The sequence below is a fragment of the Aeromonas caviae genome (genome assembly GCF_000819785.1).
Classification (GTDB): domain Bacteria; phylum Pseudomonadota; class Gammaproteobacteria; order Enterobacterales; family Aeromonadaceae; genus Aeromonas; species Aeromonas caviae.
In genome coordinates, this window is record NZ_CDBK01000068.1 from 47,250 (window position 1) to 63,562 (window position 16,313).

At 60.1% G+C, this 16,313-nt stretch carries 16 protein-coding genes; 7 read left to right on the forward strand and 9 right to left on the reverse strand.

Translation table 11 applies throughout. From position 1 onward, the window contains the following. Window positions 1–105: 105 nt before the first annotated feature. Both fbp and BN1120_RS21305 read right to left on the reverse strand, forming a co-directional pair. Window positions 106–1,140: a class 1 fructose-bisphosphatase gene (gene fbp, locus BN1120_RS10820; protein WP_029314452.1), complete on the reverse strand. Its 1,035-nt coding sequence runs from the start codon at window positions 1,138–1,140 to the stop codon at window positions 106–108. Beyond that, complete coding sequence (locus BN1120_RS21305) at window positions 1,128–1,370, reverse strand: hypothetical protein (protein WP_139739434.1); 243 nt, start codon at window positions 1,368–1,370, stop codon at window positions 1,128–1,130. Before BN1120_RS21305 ends, fbp begins: the two co-directional genes overlap by 13 nt. A 143-nt stretch (window positions 1,371–1,513) precedes the next feature. On the opposite strand from BN1120_RS21305, the gene BN1120_RS10825 reads away from it, so the two are divergent. Continuing rightward, complete coding sequence (locus tag BN1120_RS10825; protein WP_010674562.1) at window positions 1,514–3,130, forward strand: peptide ABC transporter substrate-binding protein; 1,617 nt, start codon at window positions 1,514–1,516, stop codon at window positions 3,128–3,130. A 50-nt stretch (window positions 3,131–3,180) separates the two neighbouring features. On the opposite strand, the gene BN1120_RS10830 is transcribed toward BN1120_RS10825, so the two are convergent. The 3 genes from BN1120_RS10830 to sixA all read right to left on the reverse strand — a co-directional run bounded on the left by BN1120_RS10830 (window position 3,181) and on the right by sixA (window position 5,094). Then, window positions 3,181–4,101, reverse strand: coding sequence for a DMT family transporter (locus tag BN1120_RS10830; protein WP_042016089.1), 921 nt, complete (start codon window positions 4,099–4,101; stop codon window positions 3,181–3,183). A 185-nt stretch (window positions 4,102–4,286) separates the two neighbouring features. After that, on the reverse strand, window positions 4,287–4,493 hold the full coding sequence (locus tag BN1120_RS10835; RefSeq protein WP_005324080.1) for a DUF1107 domain-containing protein: 207 nt from the start codon (window positions 4,491–4,493) through the stop codon (window positions 4,287–4,289). A 133-nt stretch (window positions 4,494–4,626) separates the two neighbouring features. After that, entirely contained in the window at window positions 4,627–5,094 is a 468-nt protein-coding gene (gene sixA, locus BN1120_RS10840; protein WP_010674560.1) for a phosphohistidine phosphatase SixA, read from the reverse strand. Window positions 5,095–5,256: 162 nt separating this feature from the next. On the opposite strand from sixA, the gene BN1120_RS10845 reads away from it, so the two are divergent. Beyond that, window positions 5,257–8,031: an insulinase family protein gene (locus tag BN1120_RS10845; RefSeq protein WP_042016091.1), complete on the forward strand. Its 2,775-nt coding sequence runs from the start codon at window positions 5,257–5,259 to the stop codon at window positions 8,029–8,031. 284 nt (window positions 8,032–8,315) lie between these two features. Here BN1120_RS10845 and BN1120_RS10850 read toward each other — a convergent pair whose 3' ends face one another. Together BN1120_RS10850 and BN1120_RS10855 are read right to left on the reverse strand one after the other, a co-directional pair. Continuing rightward, a complete protein-coding gene (locus BN1120_RS10850) occupies window positions 8,316–8,963 on the reverse strand; it encodes a thiopurine S-methyltransferase (RefSeq protein WP_042016094.1) in 648 nt (215 codons plus the stop codon). Between the two features lie 110 nt (window positions 8,964–9,073). Continuing rightward, complete coding sequence (locus BN1120_RS10855; RefSeq protein WP_042016097.1) at window positions 9,074–10,444, reverse strand: leucine-rich repeat-containing protein kinase family protein; 1,371 nt, start codon at window positions 10,442–10,444, stop codon at window positions 9,074–9,076. Window positions 10,445–10,703: 259 nt separating this feature from the next. Here BN1120_RS10855 and BN1120_RS10860 point away from each other — a divergent pair, with 259 nt between their 5' ends. From BN1120_RS10860 to BN1120_RS10880, 5 genes are all read left to right on the forward strand, one after another. Continuing rightward, window positions 10,704–11,234: a MarR family winged helix-turn-helix transcriptional regulator gene (locus BN1120_RS10860; protein WP_042016099.1), complete on the forward strand. Its 531-nt coding sequence runs from the start codon at window positions 10,704–10,706 to the stop codon at window positions 11,232–11,234. Continuing rightward, window positions 11,231–12,013 carry a HEAT repeat domain-containing protein gene (locus tag BN1120_RS10865; RefSeq protein ID WP_042016100.1) on the forward strand — a complete coding sequence of 261 codons (783 nt, stop codon included), beginning with the start codon at window positions 11,231–11,233 and terminating at the stop codon, window positions 12,011–12,013. Before BN1120_RS10860 ends, BN1120_RS10865 begins: the two co-directional genes overlap by 4 nt. Beyond that, on the forward strand, window positions 12,010–12,381 hold the full coding sequence (locus tag BN1120_RS10870) for a DUF6616 family protein (protein ID WP_042016101.1): 372 nt from the start codon (window positions 12,010–12,012) through the stop codon (window positions 12,379–12,381). The genes BN1120_RS10865 and BN1120_RS10870 overlap by 4 nt, the downstream gene beginning before the upstream one ends. A gap of 409 nt (window positions 12,382–12,790) precedes the next feature. Next, entirely contained in the window at window positions 12,791–13,555 is a 765-nt protein-coding gene (locus BN1120_RS10875) for an SDR family oxidoreductase (protein WP_042016102.1), read from the forward strand. A gap of 51 nt (window positions 13,556–13,606) precedes the next feature. Next, complete coding sequence (locus BN1120_RS10880) at window positions 13,607–14,434, forward strand: bifunctional transcriptional activator/DNA repair enzyme AdaA (protein ID WP_042016104.1); 828 nt, start codon at window positions 13,607–13,609, stop codon at window positions 14,432–14,434. A gap of 244 nt (window positions 14,435–14,678) precedes the next feature. Here BN1120_RS10880 and BN1120_RS20760 read toward each other — a convergent pair whose 3' ends face one another. Together BN1120_RS20760 and BN1120_RS21310 are read right to left on the reverse strand one after the other, a co-directional pair. Then, the gene (locus BN1120_RS20760; protein WP_080767993.1) at window positions 14,679–15,440 is read right to left on the reverse strand and encodes a hypothetical protein; all 762 of its coding nucleotides are present in this window, start codon (window positions 15,438–15,440) and stop codon (window positions 14,679–14,681) included. 79 nt (window positions 15,441–15,519) lie between these two features. Beyond that, window positions 15,520–15,969, reverse strand: coding sequence for a hypothetical protein (locus BN1120_RS21310; protein ID WP_145983753.1), 450 nt, complete (start codon window positions 15,967–15,969; stop codon window positions 15,520–15,522). Window positions 15,970–16,313: the final 344 nt, after the last annotated feature.

Sequence of the window (16,313 nt, forward strand, 5' to 3'; positions counted from 1 at the left end):
TCAGTCCGTCAGTCCGTCAGCATATCAACCTGGCTCAACCCGCCTGCACGCCAATAAAAACGGGAGCCTTGACGGCTCCCGTGACGAAAGGACGCTGGCCCGGGCTCAGCCCTGGTTGGCCGGATCCTCGTGGGCGGAGAACTCCCGCATGAAGGCCTCGGCCCGCTCCACCATCCTGGTGGACCCGACGAAGTAGGGGGTGCGCTGGTGCAGGGCGGTAGGCTGGATGTCCATGATGCGGCCAAAACCATCGGACGCCTTGCCACCGGCCTGCTCCACCAGGAAGGCCATGGGGTTGCACTCATAGAGCAGGCGCAGCTTGCCGTTCGGGGAGTTGGTGCCGGACGGATAGATGTAGATGCCCCCCTTGAGCAGGTTGCGGTGGAAATCCGACACCAGGGAGCCGATGTAGCGGGAGGTATAGGGCCTGTGAGTCGCCTCGTCACGCTCCTGGCAGTATTTCAGGTACTTCTTCACCCCGTCCGGGAACTTGATGTAGTTGCCCTCGTTGATGGAGTAGATCTTGCCCTCCTCCGGAATGCGGATGTTCTCGTGGGAGAGACAGAAGCAGCCGATGGAGGGGTCATAGGTGAAGCCGTTGACCCCAAAGCCGGTGGTGTAGACCAGCATGGTGGAGGAGCCGTAGACCACGTAGCCCGCCGCGACCTGACGGTGACCCGGCTGCAGGAAGTCCTCCAGAGTGACCCCGGCGCCCGGTTTGCTGACCCGGCGGTAGATGGAGAAGATGGTCCCGACCGAGACGTTGACGTCGATGTTGGAGGAGCCGTCGAGGGGGTCTATCAGCACCACGTACTTGGAGTGACGGGAGAGCTCGGAATCGAAGGAGACGAAGTCCTCCTCCTCCTCAGAGGCCATGCCGCACACCTCGCCACGGGCCTCCAGCGCCGCCTTGAAGCGCTCGTTGGCATAGACGTCCAGCTTCTGCTGCACCTCGCCCTGCACGTTTTCGGCGCCGATGGAACCGATGATGTCCGCCAGACCCGCCTTGTTGATCTCCCGGTTCACCACCTTGGCTGCCAGGCGGATGGAGCTGAGCAAGGAGGTCAGCTCGCCAGTCGCGGTCGGGTAGTCCGCCTGCTTTTTGACGATGAACTCGCCCATGGTGATCATGTTTCGCATTCTTGTTCCTTTAAGATCGTTTCCGTTGGCCGTTGAAAACGTTTGCAAGTATCGGCAAAAAAAGTGCCGATCCCCGGCAGCGTTGTTTTGTAACCCAATGTAACGCCTGTTTTTTGTTTTTGCAGCGAATTAAGCCGTTCTTTAAATCGCCAGAAAGCCGCGCCACCACGGGCTTTCGCCGTGAAACAAGGGTGCCATCCGGCATCTTTTGGGGGGTTAATTCGTGACAAGAATGCATCCGGGCCGACGCGGCTGCCCGCCCTGCTCCCCCTGGCGCCCGGCAATGTTGTGCCAGAGGCGCCCCTCTTGAGATCTCCCCCCCAATCCCGCACACTGGCTGCGCTTTGGAAGCAAAAAAACATAAGGATATTCAATGAAAAAGTCGCTTATCGCCGGGGCGGTTGCCGCTCTGCTCACCCTCCCCGTCCTCGCCGCCCAGGTGCCTGAAGGCACCCAGCTTCTGCCAGCCGCCCAGCAAGTGTTCGTGCGCAACATCGGCACCGAGCCTGCCTCCATCGATCCCCAGATGGTGGAAGAGAGCGCGGGCAGCGACGTCGTCAACGATCTGTTCGAGGGGCTCTATACCCTGGATGGCAACGGCAAGCTGCAGGCGGCGGGCGCCCTTGGCTACGAGCTCGATGCCACGGGCACCGTCTACACCTTCAAGCTCAGACCCGATGCCAAATGGTCCAACGGCGAGCCGGTGACGGCGGCGGACTACGTCTATGGCTGGCAGCGGGCGGCGGATCCCAAGAACGCCTCCAACTACGCCTGGTTCATCGAGCTGACCGGCGTCGCCAATGCCAGCGACGTGGTGCAGGGCAAGCAGAGCCCGGATGCCCTGGGGATCAAGGCGCTCGATGACTACACCCTGCAGATCACCCTGAAAAACCCGGTCCCCTTCTTCCTCAAGACCCTCTCCCACTACACCACCTTCCCGGCGCCCAAGGCCACCATCGAGAAGTTCGGTCATGAGTGGGTCAAACCGGCCAACATCGTCTCCAACGGCGCCTTCGCCCTCAAGGAGTGGACCCCGAACGAGCGCCTCATCGCCGAGCGCAATCCCCACTACTGGGACAACGAGCACACCGTGCTGAACAAGGTGATCTATCTGGAGATCGTCTCCGATACCGCGGCCTACAACCGCTATCGTGCGAGCGAGCTGCACTACACCACCTATCCCCTGGAGCAGTATCAGCAGATCAAGCGCCAGAGCCCGGAGGAGCTGGTGAGCGCCCCCATGCTCGCCACCTACTACTACGTGTTCAACACCCAGCGCAAACCCTTTGACGACGTCAGGGTACGCAAGGCACTCTCTCTTGCCATCGACCGGGACACCATCACGGAGAAGATCCTGGGACAGGGGCAGCTCTCCGCCTTCAGCCTGACCCCGCCGAGCGTGGACGGCTTCGAGCTCAAACGCCCCGCCAGCGAGCTGATGAGCAAGGAAGAGCGCATCAAGCAGGCCAAGGCGCTGCTTGGCGAGGCGGGTTACGGCCCGGACAAGCCGCTGACGGTGGACATCCTCTACAACACCAACGAGGGGCACAAGAAGATAGCACTCGCCATCTCCTCCATGTGGAAGCACAACCTGGGGGTCAAGGCGGAGCTCAACAACATGGAGTGGAAGACCATGGTGTCGGCCCTGAACGAGGGTGACTTCGGGGTGAGCCGCTACTCCTGGAACGGAGACTACAACGATGCCTCCACCTTCCTCGACATCATGACCTCCAGCAGCAGCGCCAACAGCGGCAAGTGGTTCAACAAGGAGTACGACGCCCTCCTGGCCAAGGCCCATGACGCCAAGGACCCCGCCGAGCGCAACCGCCTCTATCAGCAGGCCGAGGTGCTGATCGACGAGGAGGCCCCCATTGCCCCTGTCTACTTCTACGTGAAATCTCGGCTGCTCAAACCCAACGTCAAGGGCTACCCCTACCAGAACCCGCAAGACCTGGTCTATGCCAAGGATCTCTATCTGACGGCGCAGTGACGCTGGGCACCGAACCAAAAAGACCGCCTCGAGGGCGGTCTTTTTTTATCCTACTTCTCCTGACAGCCCGCCACCGCGAGCCGGGCGCGTCTTCGCACCGTCACGGGCCTCACCAGCAACTGCGCCAGCAACACCCCCATCAGGGTCATGCCGCCACCGATGAGGTGATAGCTGGTGAGCCGCTCCCCGAGCCAGCTGATGGCAAGGGCGGCCGTCATGACCGGCAACAGGTTCATGAAGATGGCGGTACGGCTCGCCCCGAGCAGGGCAATGCCCTGCATCCAGAGCCAGGGCGAGAGGGCCGAGGTCGGGATCCCCGCATAGAGGATGAGCCAGAGGGCACTGCCATCGGGCCAGTGCCCGTCCACCAGCAGATAGAAGGGGGTGAGGAACAGAAGGCTGCACAGCACCTGGCCGTAGAGCATGGACCAGTTGTCCAGCCCCAGATCCCAGCGCTTGAGCAGCACGCTGTAGAGCGCATAGGTGGCCGCCGAGAGCAGCATGTAAACGGAACCGATATGGATGCCCTGGGTCAGCAGCCGGACCGGATCCCCCTGCCCCAACAAAATCGCCAGCCCCAGAATGGAGATGGCGCCTCCCAGCAGCGCCCCCCAGGTGGGCCGCTCGCGCAGCAACCAGATGCTGAGCAGTACCGTCATCAAGGGGGTCAGTCCCATCATCAGGCCAATCTCGGTGGCCCCCAGGGTCTGGGCCGCGTAATAGCCAAAGGTCTGGTTCAAGACCATGCCGAGCAGGGCCAGCACCGCCAGCTTCGAGAAACCGGCCCGCAGCTTGCGGCGCTCGCGCCAGGCCCGGTGAGCCAGAAACGGGGTCAGCACCAGGGCCGCCACCATCCAGCGCGACCAGGCGAGCGCTGCAGGAGACAACACCCCGACCGCCAGCTTGCTGACGATGCCATTGCCGGCCCAGATGGCCATGCAGGAGAAGGGAAACAGGAAGGCAAGGGGCATTGCGATATCCAGAATAAAAAGGCGGGTATTGCGCGCGAGTATAGAGAGGCAATCAGGATAAGCAAGCCTGCCAACGCAGGAAGAAGCGCCATGACGCGAACGGTTGGCACCGCGCCCAGGCGCCATCAACAATCATGCCCGCACAGGGGCGGGCATGAGGGGGACCAGGGTCAGCCTGAGGCGCCTCAGGCGGCATCCATGTGGAGCCTTGAAATCAGTTCATTGACCTCGAGCACCGTCTGGCGATGGGGAATGTCGGCTTGCAATGGCATCATCAGCAAGCCCGACTGGAAATCGAAGCGCCCCCTGCCGTGGATGTAAATCCGCCCCTTGAAGAAGGTTTTGACATGTTTTGCCACCATCAGTGGCAGGTACTTCTTGAACACTCTCATCGTTTGCAACCTCTTGAAGTTGTATCCGTATGACAGCAGCTTATGCGAAATAATTCCGTTAAATTTATATAAAAAACCGGAAAAATCGACTCTCTCTTCCCCAAAAAACCAAACTGTAACTTATTATTAACTTTTACCGTATTGTATGCGGTCCTTCCAGCCAGAGCAAGACTCCTTTGCCATCTTGCCATTCGATGCAGGCCAGCCCGGACGTCGCGAACATGGGGGCCCCTGCCGCCGGGCAGAGACTCTGGACCAGATACCCCACCAGCGGCAGGTGACTGACCATCAGGATGTTGTCATGCTCCGCCGCCAGCTCCGTGAGGTAGCTCGCCACGAAAGCCGGATCCCCGTAGGGGGTGATGTCGCCGCTCTCCTCGACCTTGAGGGCCTTGGGCAACACGGGGGCGATGGCCTGCCAGGTCTGTCTGGCACGCAGGTAGTTGCTGTGGATCACCAGGTTCAGGGAGCCTGCCAATTGGGGAGCCAGCCAGCCCGCCATGTGGATGGACTCTTCGATGCCTTGCTCGGTCAGTGGACGCTGTTCATCAGTCTTTGCGTTCATGCCAGCCTGGCCATGACGCATGATGTAGATTTTCATTACAACCTCGCCCAGGGGGCCTGTTTAAATAGCGGGGGAATCTTACCCCGCCATGCCGGGGGAAACAATTGCGCCACCTCTCAGAAAAGGGTTTGCCTCGCAAGATAGCGGGGTCGATAATCATGTTTAAATTCAAATAAATTCACCGCGAGCCCCTCCCCAATGAGCCCATATGCCAGTCCCAATGACCATCGGCGGTATCACTATCTGGAGCTGGCAAACCGGCTCAGGGTCTTGCTGATCTGTGATCCCGAGACCGACAAATCCGCCGCCTCCCTGGCGGTGAATACTGGCCACTTCGACGATCCTGCGGATCGCCAGGGCATGGCCCATTTCCTCGAGCATATGCTGTTTCTCGGTACCCGCACCTACCCCAAACCCGGTGAATACCAGCAATTCATGAGCCGCCACGGTGGCAGCAACAACGCCTGGACCGGTACCGAGTTCACCAACTTCTTCTTCGACATCGACAACGGCTTCTTCGAGGCGGGGCTCGACCGGTTCTCCCAGTTCTTCATCTGCCCCACCTTTGCACCGGAGTGGGTCGACAAGGAGCGCAACGCGGTGGACTCCGAGTACCGCCTCAAGCTGCAGGACGACGTGCGCCGCAGCTACCAGGTGCACAAGGAGACGGTCAATCCGGACCACCCCTTCTCCAAATTCTCGGTGGGCAACCTCGACACCCTGGCGGATCTCCCCGGCCGGGATCTGCGCTCGGACCTCATTGCGTTCTACGAAACCCACTACAGTGCGGATCGCATGGCGCTGGTCATGCTTTCACCGGCACCCATCGAGACCCAGCTGGCCTGGTGTGATCGCTTCTTTGGTGCCATTCCGGATCGCCGCCTCGGCCCTCCGGTACTGAGCCATCCTCTCTATCGGCTCGATGATCTCGGCATTCGCATCCAGCTGACCCCGGTCAAGGAGACCCGCAAGCTGGCGCTGACCTTCCCGCTGCCGTGCGTGGATGAGTATTACGACAAAAAACCCCTCACCTTCCTGAGCCACCTCATCGGCTATGAGGGGGAAGGCAGCCTGCTCTCCCTGCTCAAGGGGCGGGGCTGGGTCAATCAGCTCGCCGCCGGCGGCGGCATCAGCGGCGCCAACTTCAAGGACTTTGGCGTGAGCTTTGGCCTCACCCCCCTTGGGCTTGAGCATGTGGACGAGATCATCGCCGCCCTGTTTGGCTATCTGAAGCTCATCGAGCGGGGTGGGGTGCAGGCCTGGCGCTATGAGGAGAAGCGCAGCGTGCTGGAATCCGCCTTCCGCTTCCAGGAGCGGGGACGGGCCCTCGACACCGTCTCCGGCCTCGTGCTCAACCTGTTCAGCTATGGGCCGGACGATCTGCTCTATGGCGACTACATGATGCGCGAGTTCGATGAGCCGCTGATCCGGCGCTTCCTCGCCAAGCTGACCCCCCACAATCTGCGAGTGACCATCCAGGCCCCGGAAGTGAGCACGGATCGCCTCGCCCGCTGGTACCAGACCCCCTACAGCGTCCAGAGCATCAGCGAGGCCGAGAAGATCCGCTGGCAGCAGAGTGAACCGGATCCCGCCCTGCACCTGCCGGCGCCCAACCCCTTCATCAGCACCCGCCTCGACGCCCGTCTGCCGGCGCTGCCCGCCGACATGCCGTCCTGCCTCATCGACAGGCCCGGTTTCCGGCTCTGGCACCTGCACGAGCATCAGTTCAGCGTGCCCAAGGGCAGCCTTTACATCTCTGTCGACAGCGAACATGCGGTCAAGAGCCCGCGTCACATCGCCATGGCGCGTCTGGCCGTGGAACTGCTCACGGATCACCTCAACGCCCTCACCTACCCGGCGGAGCTCGCGGGCCTTGGCTACCAGATTTATGCCCATCAGGGGGGCTTTACCATCAACCTCAGCGGTTTTGCCGACAAGCAACCGCTGCTGCTCGACATGATCCTCGGCAACCGCACCCTGGGGTATCCGGATCCGGCCCGCTTTAGCGAGATCAAGGAGCAGCTTATCCGCAACTGGGAGAACCAGTCCAAGACCCGCCCCATCTCCCAGTTGTTCAACCAGCTCACCAGTTTGCTGCAACCCAACAACCCGCCCTTCGAGCAGCTGTTGCGCCACCTGCGCACCGTCGAACTCGGGGAGATGCCCGGCTTCGTCTCCGAGCTCTTTGCCAGGGTGCATCTGGAGGCCCTGGTACACGGAGACTGGACGGCCGCCGAGGCCCTCGAACTCGCGGCCCTGCTGGAGCGCCACCTCGGTGCCAACAGCCAGCCCAGCGCCGAGACCCGCCGCCCCCTCATCTCCATCCAGGACAGAGGCACCCTCATTCGCGAGCAGGGGTGCGATCACGAGGACTCGGCGCTGCTGGTCTACTACCAGTCGCGCACCACCCGAGCGCGGGATCTCGCCTGCTTCACCCTGGCCAACCACATCATGTCATCCACCTTCTTCCACGAGCTGCGCACCCGCCAGCAGCTCGGTTACGTGGTGGGAGCCGGCAACCTGCCCCTCAACCGCCATCCCGGTCTCATCTTCTATATCCAGTCGCCGGTGGCGGGGCCGCAGATCCTGCTAGACGCGGTGGAGGAGTTCATCGATCTCTTCCCGCTGGCCATGCTGGAGTTCACCGAGCAGCAGTGGCAGGAGAGCAAGGCGGGGTTGCAGGCCCAGCTCAGCGAGCGGGATGCCAACCTGCGCAGCCGCGGCCAGCGGCTCTGGGTCAGCATCGGCAACAAGGATCTGGGTTTTGATCAGCGCGAACGGGTACGCGAGGAGGTGGGCAGGCTCAGCCGTGCCGATCTGGTGCGCTTCATCACCCAGCTGAGATCCCGTACCTCGGATCGCCTCATCCTCTGCAGCTATGGCCTGGGCCACGAGCACGACGAGCGAATCACCGGCCAGTTTGTCGACGATCCCAGGGCATTTCGGCTCAACGCCGCCACCTTTGAAGGCTGACCTCCCCTGTTGGCAACGCGCAGACAATAAAAAGCCGACCCTGTGGGGTCGGCTGGAAAAACCATAATCAATTGCGACCAGAGCCGCCAAAAGTGAACATGAGCGTGAAAATCAGACACTGGGTTGATGTTCGACCGGCGTTCAAACCAGAGCTCATCGGTCGGCACCAGCAGTGATTGAGAAACAGCCTCATCTTAGGCATTTCCCTGATTTTCCACGTTGATCTATGTCAAAGGAGGTAAAACAAGCGCCACTTCCATCCTTGGCAGCGGCCTCGCGCCCTCTCAACCCCGGCGGATCAGCCGGTAAGCTACCTCGTCGAAATAGGAGAGCTGCCCCGAGAGCACCCTGGGGTGATCCAGCTCAGCCCCCCGGCCCAGCACCTCGACACCAAAGTCGCGCTCAAACAGGGTGCGCACCTCCATCTCCCCCACCGAGAACGGCGGCTGTAGCTGCTGCTCGGGCTGATACTCGAGGGTCACCAGCAACACCTGCCCTCCCGCCTCCACCAGGCGGCTCATCAGGGCGGCATACTGGCGGCGCATGGCGCCCGGCAAGGCGATAAGGGCCGCCCTGTCATAGACCAGGCGATAACGCTGACCAAGCTCCGGAGCGGCGAAGAAGTCCCCCTGATAGATGCGCAGATCGGCGTGCCGGTGGCACTGATAGGGACCCACCTCGCTTCTCTCTGCACTCAGGTTGTTCTCGTCAAAAAACTGGGTAATGGCGAGCTCGGAGAGCTCGAAGCCATCCACCGGATGCCCCTGCTCACGCAGCCAGAGCATGTCCCGGGACTTGCCGCAAAGGGGCACCAGCACGGGGTCGCTCCCTTGCTGGGCCGACCACCAGGATTGCAGCCAGCGGTTGAAATCTGCCTGATGAAAGCCAATCCGGTTCTCTTTCCACTTCTGGTGCCAAAATGCCGCTTCCATCATCTTCCTCTCGTCATCTGCAATGGTGCATCACTATCACAACTTCACCGAAGTGGCGCAAGCCCCATGATCCCGCCCTTGTGCAAGAGAAGGCCCACGATGGGCAGGCCTCAGGCCACGACCCCAGGCAGGCTTGTCGCCATCGCAGCCAGCCGGGTCAGGATCTGCGCGAAGGTGGGTCGCCGGGAAGGCACCTCAAAGCCGCACTCCCTGGCCAGTCGATGAAGGGGGTCAAGGTCGGCGTCCCCCCCATCACAGCGCGCCAGCAGCTCGGCCAGCAGGCAGCCAAAGGCCCGCACTTCCAGGCGCTCCAGCCGCCCGGCCAGCACCTCATCGGCGCGGTCGTAACAGGAGGCGGCACCAAAGTCCCCGAGCAGCACCCGGCCCGGCGCCTCCTGCGACGAGTGAGGCATCGCGGGCTGCAAGGAGTACAGCAGGTTGTGTGCGTAGAGATCGCCGTGGAGGATGCCCCGCTCGTGCAGGTGCCGGGCGGCCGCAGCCACCCCCTGCACCATGGCCATCACCTGGGCCGGGGTGAAGTTCAGATCCGCCCCATAGACATCCCGGGTGCAGGAGTCCAGGCTCGGGGGGCCCGCCAGGGTGGAGAAGGCGGGGTCTATCAGGGGCATCACCAGTGCCGGGATGCCGGAGGGATGATCGCTCACTCTCCCCATCACACCGACCAGGTTTGGATGACGACCGGCGGCCAGGGACGCAGTCATCTCGCTCAGGGGCAAGCCATCGCTGGTGACGGCCCCCTTGAAGAGCTTGACCGCCACCGCCCCGGGCCCTTCGGCCCTCGCCCACTCGGCGCGATAAATGACGCCGGATGCCCCCTCCCCGAGCACATCCCCCAGTGAGATCGCCTGCCAGGGGATCTCGGTAGTGAACTCCGATGTGCCGTTCAGACACGCCTGTTCATCACAGAAAGGGTTGCCCGCAAAGGCCAGCCAGGACAGACGCGGCATCGAGGGCAGCCAGCCAGGCAACGCAGGCAGGCGGTTGGCGGCGATGCGCAAAAGCTCCAAACGGTGGCAACCGGCAAGCGTCTCGGGAAGCTCATGTAGCCGGTTGCCCGAGAGCATCAGCTTTTGCAGATCAATGCAGCGCCCCAATTCGCCGGGCAGTGTCTCTATCTCGTTGTCGGTCAGGATCAGCCAGCGCAATCTGGCGGGCAGGGAGGCGGCCGGGACGGTCGCGATGCGGTTGGCCTTGAAGCCCACCATGGTGAGCGCAGGGCAGCGCCCCAGCACCTCGGGCAGTTCGGTGAAGTTGTTCTCGGAGCAGAAGAGGATGCGCAGCTTCTTGCATTCGGCCAGCTCGTCAGGCAACTCGCTCAGCTGGTTGCCGGTGAGATCCAGCACCTCCAGGGTCTCCTTGAGGCTCAGGATCTCGGGGGGGAACACCGCGAGGTTTTCAGCAAGTTTGAGGTGGCGGGCGCCGCAGAGCTCGCCTGCGCGAAGCTGTTCCAGGGTATGCATGGGATCGTCTCTATCAACATTCGGGCTTGCGGTGGCTCACTGCGGGCACTCCCCCCAGACCACACAGGAGGGGCATTATAGGGAATGACGGCCAAAGATGGCCGATTTTCTTGCAAAGCCTGCTCTTGCAAAGGCCCCCCATCGCCACACTCCCGCTCTCCGTTGCCATGAACCATCCCGGTCGCGCGCTTGGGTGGTTGAACATTTGATTGGCGCCATATAGTATGGCACCATACAAAGTCATTCGAGACTCACCATCATGATCACGCTGGAACAGAAACACCTCGCCCTGCTCGAGGATGCAGAGCGCCGCGGACACGCGGACACCCAAAACATACGCGTCTGCTTTGAGGTGTTGACCCTCGCCGCTGCCATCGATCAGGCGTGCGCGGCGCGCCTGGCTCCTCACCGCCTCTCCGAAGGCAAGTTCGTGCTGCTGTTTTTGCTGCGCGACCTGCCACAAGGGCTGGCCCCCCACGAGCTTGCCGACAAGGCGGGGGTCACACGGGCCACCATCACCGGCCTGCTCGACGGGTTGCAGCGGGACGGCCTGCTGGCTCGCCACAGCGACAGCCAGGACAGGCGAAAGATCTCGGTGCGCCTGACAGAGCAGGGCCAGGCCCTGGCGCAGCACCTGCTCGATGAGCACAGCCAGTGGATAGGCTCCCTGTTTGCCGGGTTCGATCAGGCAGAGCGGGAAACCCTGAGCGCCCTGCTCAAGCGGGCCTGGCTCAATGTCATCTCATCCCGGGCAGGCTGCACTGAGGCCACCACAGAGGAACACCCATGACACGCAGCCGCATCACGGATATCGCCCCCTCACGCCTCGCCCAGCTCAACCTGGGAGAGGTCGAGGCAAGCAACCTGACCGAATGCCTGGCGGTGGATTTTGCCGCCCTGATGCAGTGCACCCTGCCTTCGCTCGGGCCCCAGGCGCTTGCGTCGATGCACGCCGCATCCGGGGAGGGCATTACCCGGCGCATGGCACTGGCCGCCAGGCTGCTCCTGACCGAGAACGGCACGAGGGATCTTGCGGCGCTCAGCCGTCATCCCTCCGATACCGTGCGGGGCTGGGCCTGTTTCATGGTGGGCGCGAGCGAGGGGCTGTCGCTCAGCGACCGCCTGGCTCTCATTCGCCCCCTCGCCGATGACCCTCACTTTGGGGTGCGCGAGTGGGCCTGGCTCGCAATGCGAACGACCATTGCCGCGCAGCTCGAGGCGGCCATTGCCGCCCTGGTGCCCTGGACGGTGGAGCCGTCCGAGCGGCTGCGACGCTTTGCCAGCGAAGCGACCCGGCCCCGCGGCGTCTGGTGTACCCATCTTGCGTCCCTGCGACAAGCACCGGAGCAGGCCCTGATGCTGCTCGAGCCCCTCAAGGCCGATCCCGCCCCCTATGTGCAGGACTCCGTTGCCAACTGGCTGAACGATGCGAGCAAAGACAGGCCACAGTGGGTCACTGACCTCTGCGCGCGCTGGTCTCGCGAAAGCCCCAGTCCCGCGACAACCCGGATTTGTCAACGCGCCTTGCGCACCTTGCGCAAGGGCCAACTCCCGAAGGAACCCCTATGACCCACTATCTGACAGAGCTCTACACCCCCACTCCCGCCTGGCTGGCACTGAGCCAGACGGCTCGTCAGCAGTTCTTCGAGGCCATTGGCACAGGCATGGCCAACCTCGCCGCCCTCGGGGTGGAACCCATCGCCCTGGGCGAGACCGATGCTGCCACCCTCCATGGTGCGCCCCACCCCTTCTTCGCCATCTGGCGCGGGCCGGATGCCGCAGCCATCGAGGCCCTCGTCCAGGGAATAGCCGCATCGGGCTGGCACGACTACTTCGAGACGGTCAACGCCACCGGCACCGGTGTCTCTCTGGGCGAGCACCTTGCACAGTTGGCCGCCCTGCCCTGCGCCGCCACAACCAGCCCCGCCCTGGCCTGATAACCCCTAAAAGAGCGTTATCCCACCAGGCTTTGCGTCAGTGCCGCCGACACCGGTGGCACTGTTTTCCATGCCCTGCCCTTGCAAACCCAGGTCACCACCACCTGGGAAAGCGGCGCCACAGCCCCGCTCCCTTCCCACTCCCTTCATAAAACGCGGATATCTCCTGATGCCGTGATGGCCCATCGCCGATGTGACAAGTGAGCAAGATCCGGGTCGTCGTGACGAAGGTTCGCAGCCATAGTGCTTTCAAACCAACAGTGCTTTCGACCCCCCCAAAGCTTTGAACCAAAGGAGGGTTGAACCAAAGGAGGTTTGAACCAGGAGGGGGGTGAACCCATCCACTTGTCTGCCAACCCTGCATGAGCGTCGCCACCTGGCGCCATGCACATCTCGCGAGGGAACTGCCATGTCATTACTGTCCAACAAGGTCGCCATCATCACCGGCGCCAGCTCCGGTATCGGTCGCGCCAGCGCCATCCTGTTTGCCAGGGAGGGGGCCAGCGTCGTCCTGGGTGCCCGCCGCCAGCCCGAGCTGGATGCGCTGGTGGAGGAGATCAGGGAATTCGGGGGCCAGGCGGTGAGCCTGGCGGGAGATGTGAAAAGCGAAACCTATGCCCGCGCCCTGGTGGATCTTGCGCTGACCCGTTTCGGCGGACTCGATATCGCCTTCAACAACGCCGGCACCACGGGGACACCGGGCAGCGTGCCGGGGCTTGAACTGGCGCAGTGGCAAGAGACCCTGGATACCAACCTCACCAGCGCCTTTGTGGGGGCCAAGTACCAGATCCCCGCCATGCAGGCACGCGGGGGCGGCTCCCTTATTTTTACCTCCACCTTCGTCGGCCATACCCTGGGGTTGCCCGGCATGGCGGCCTATGCCGCGAGCAAGGCGGGCCTCATCGGTCTGACCCAGGTGCTGGCCGCCGAATATGGGGCACAAGGGGTGCGGGTCAACGCCCTGCTGCCGGGGGGCACCGACACCCCCATGGGGCGGGCCTTTACCGATACACCGGAGAGTCTCGCCTTTGTGCAACAACTCCACGCCCTCAAACGGCTGGCCCAACCGGAGGAGATCGCCCGCTCGGCCCTCTATCTCGCGTCCGATGCATCCAGCTTTACCACCGGCATTGCCCTGCTGGCCGATGGTGGGGTATCTATTTGTCGCACATGACCTTGTCGCACCCAAGATCCTGCGGCTGCAAACCTATCGTGAGAGCGCCCTATGTCTGATTACGCCCGCATCGCCGATGCCATCCGTTTTATCGCAAGCCAGGTGGCGCGCCAGCCCACCCTGGACGAGATAGCGGCGCACGTTCACCTAAGCCCCTTTCACTTCCAGCGGCTGTTCAGCCGCTGGGCCGGGGTAACGCCCAAACGCTATTTGCAGGTACTGACTCTGGAGCGGGCCAAGGCGCTGTTGCAGGAGTCGCGCCCGCTGCTGGAGGTGGCCGACACCCTGGGCCTGAGCAGCGGCTCGCGGCTCTACGATCACTTCGTGCAGCTCGAGGCGGTGACGCCGGGCGAATACAAGCAGCGCGGGGCCGGGCTGGTGATCGATCACGGGGTGCACGACACCCCCTTCGGCCAGGCGTTCGTCGCCCTGACCCCGCGGGGGGTGTGCAACTTCTCGTTTCTCGATGACCAGGCCCCACAGGCGCCGCTGACCTCCCTCGCCCAGCGTTGGCCAGAGGCAGAACTGCGAGAAGCGCCCTCACGCACCCAGGAGGTCATCCACACCATGTTCGATGGCAGCAAGACACCGGACCGCCCCCTCTCCTTGCACGTGAGCGGCACCAACTTTCAGATCAGCGTCTGGCGGGCGCTGCTGCAGATCCCGCCCGCCAAGGTGGTGAGCTACGCCCAGGTGGCGAGCGCCGTCGGCAATCCCAAGGCCGCCCGCGCCGTGGGGCTGGCGGTGGGGGCCAACCCCGTCGCCTTGATGATCCCCTGCCACAGAGTCATCCAGCAAAACGGCAAACTCGGCGGCTATCACTGGGGCGAGACCCGTAAACAGGCGATACACGCCTGGGAAGCGGCGAGGTATGAGTGAACCTGGCCTTTTTCTGCTCGCCCTGATGAGGGAGAAACTGGAGTATTGGTTGTGAGTCAGCAAACAATCAGGTCACGCCGAACGAGCAGGCAGCGATATAAAACGGGAATATTAGAAGAGTCGGGGCGCAGATCGCCCCTTTTGTTGCCTTGGTAACGAGGTATGGCGCTCAGCCACCTCACCCCAACGGATTGACGAAATACGTAGGGTGCAATAAGCGCAGCGCATTGCGCCCTATAGCCCTTTAATTAAATTCAAATACCTTACCATCTTCATGTACAAATGTTTTTATCCCTATGTTCATTAACTCCATAGCTAACATAGTTGGAACTTTTGCTTGTTCAGGCATATGGGCCACGTAAACATCAACATTCTCATAAAAGCATAGTTTCACTAGGTAGAGACCAAATTTATCCGGGTCTGTATATTGATAATAAAACACACTACTATTACTTCCATATTTTTGGCAATGAGCAAGCTCTTTCCCTGCTTTATGAATCATCCATTTTTTAAATGCTGCAGGGTTTTGTTCATTAGTATGAAGAAAACCTAGGTAAGGTTTTACTTTACCTTGAAATTTTTCGTCAAAGTGATGGCGATAAATGCCCATTGCTATATGTTCGAAGCACTTTATAAGTCTATCGTAATCTGGTGTCCCCCATAAAATATCAAGAAAATTATTTCCTATCTCTATCCGATAGACTTTTTTTGTTAGTAATGCTTGATCTAATAGTTTGTATGATGACCTTCTTAGGGCTCGCTGTATTTTCCCATTGTAATGCTGATAACCAATGGAGTTGTTTCCAATAATACCAGCTAAACTAATCATGAGGAATTCATCATCACTCGATTTTTGTCCATTATGTTCATCACAAGAAGGAACTGTAATCAGATTGTTCCGCAGTTCTTTCCCCGAATCTTTTAACGTTGGAAATAAGCATTTTGGTGGCACATGTTCAATTGATGTCGCATTTTTATCACACATATAACACTTTTTTTCTTCCATGATATAAATATCCTACATGAGTAAACTTCACACCAATCTCACAAGCGCTAATGTAGCAGGCGTCCGTTATATTGAGTTATTAGGTATCATCTGGTGTTAATACTTTTTGCGCTTGTATCATTAACTTACTCGTTTGAAATATGTGCTGAAAACCACGGATAAAAGCAACTGCTGATATACCCATTAATCCTATGAAGCTGATGTGGTCAAGAATGCTTAATAAAAACTGCGACCCTAAAAGGAAACCCATCATTCCGAGTAAGAGCCATAGTACCGACCATCGAATAGAGTTGATAATTTTAAGCTTATGCAACTCAAAGAACCCCTCATCGTGTTTTAACATCTCTAGATAGAGGAGTTCCTTATTATGATTTTTCTCTGATCTAAATCGCCACCAAGACGATAGCTTTGACAAGCGCCCATCTAGGGATGTCTTCATATATGCGGATATCACATTAATTGTGATACCGGCGATAACAACTGAAACCCACCACTCAGTGGAGCTCAGAAATTTGTAGGTATCTTCCAAACTAGTCTCCCTTGATGCCTAACAGTGATTAGAGGAGGTTCGGTATTAAGCCGATAACAGAACCTGTTGTAGACCCCCGGCTCTTATAACCATCACAAAAAATATTTTAAAGTCATAGCTGTACTATGTATCTTGGCGTACTTTCCTGACTTCACATTGTTGATTCAATCTCCGACCTAGCACATAAGTACCTACGAAAATACTTTTGCTAAATGAATATTTTATCGGTCACAACAGATAAAAAAAGAGATAGATGATAGTTTCCTGAGCAAGATCAAAAAATTAATCAATAGGCACCAATACTGACCACATATCAGAAACGATTTGTACAGATCTAGTTATCA

Bases quoted from the DNA above. Each gene is read 5' to 3' on its own strand.
- sixA (WP_010674560.1), bottom strand. From the start codon at position 5,094: ATGAAAATCTACATCATGCGTCATGGCCAGGCTGGCATGAACGCAAAG.
- BN1120_RS10850 (WP_042016094.1), bottom strand. From the start codon at position 8,963: ATGGAAGCGGCATTTTGGCACCAGAAGTGGAAAGAGAACCGGATTGGC.
- BN1120_RS10830 (WP_042016089.1), bottom strand. From the start codon at position 4,101: ATGCCCCTTGCCTTCCTGTTTCCCTTCTCCTGCATGGCCATCTGGGCC.
- fbp (WP_029314452.1), bottom strand. From the start codon at position 1,140: ATGCGAAACATGATCACCATGGGCGAGTTCATCGTCAAAAAGCAGGCG.
- BN1120_RS10875 (WP_042016102.1), top strand. From the start codon at position 12,791: ATGTCATTACTGTCCAACAAGGTCGCCATCATCACCGGCGCCAGCTCC.
- BN1120_RS10865 (WP_042016100.1), top strand. From the start codon at position 11,231: ATGACACGCAGCCGCATCACGGATATCGCCCCCTCACGCCTCGCCCAG.
- BN1120_RS10835 (WP_005324080.1), bottom strand. From the start codon at position 4,493: ATGAGAGTGTTCAAGAAGTACCTGCCACTGATGGTGGCAAAACATGTC.
- BN1120_RS10845 (WP_042016091.1), top strand. From the start codon at position 5,257: ATGAGCCCATATGCCAGTCCCAATGACCATCGGCGGTATCACTATCTG.
- BN1120_RS10860 (WP_042016099.1), top strand. From the start codon at position 10,704: ATGATCACGCTGGAACAGAAACACCTCGCCCTGCTCGAGGATGCAGAG.
- BN1120_RS10825 (WP_010674562.1), top strand. From the start codon at position 1,514: ATGAAAAAGTCGCTTATCGCCGGGGCGGTTGCCGCTCTGCTCACCCTC.
- BN1120_RS10870 (WP_042016101.1), top strand. From the start codon at position 12,010: ATGACCCACTATCTGACAGAGCTCTACACCCCCACTCCCGCCTGGCTG.
- BN1120_RS10880 (WP_042016104.1), top strand. From the start codon at position 13,607: ATGTCTGATTACGCCCGCATCGCCGATGCCATCCGTTTTATCGCAAGC.
- BN1120_RS20760 (WP_080767993.1), bottom strand. From the start codon at position 15,440: ATGGAAGAAAAAAAGTGTTATATGTGTGATAAAAATGCGACATCAATT.
- BN1120_RS10855 (WP_042016097.1), bottom strand. From the start codon at position 10,444: ATGCATACCCTGGAACAGCTTCGCGCAGGCGAGCTCTGCGGCGCCCGC.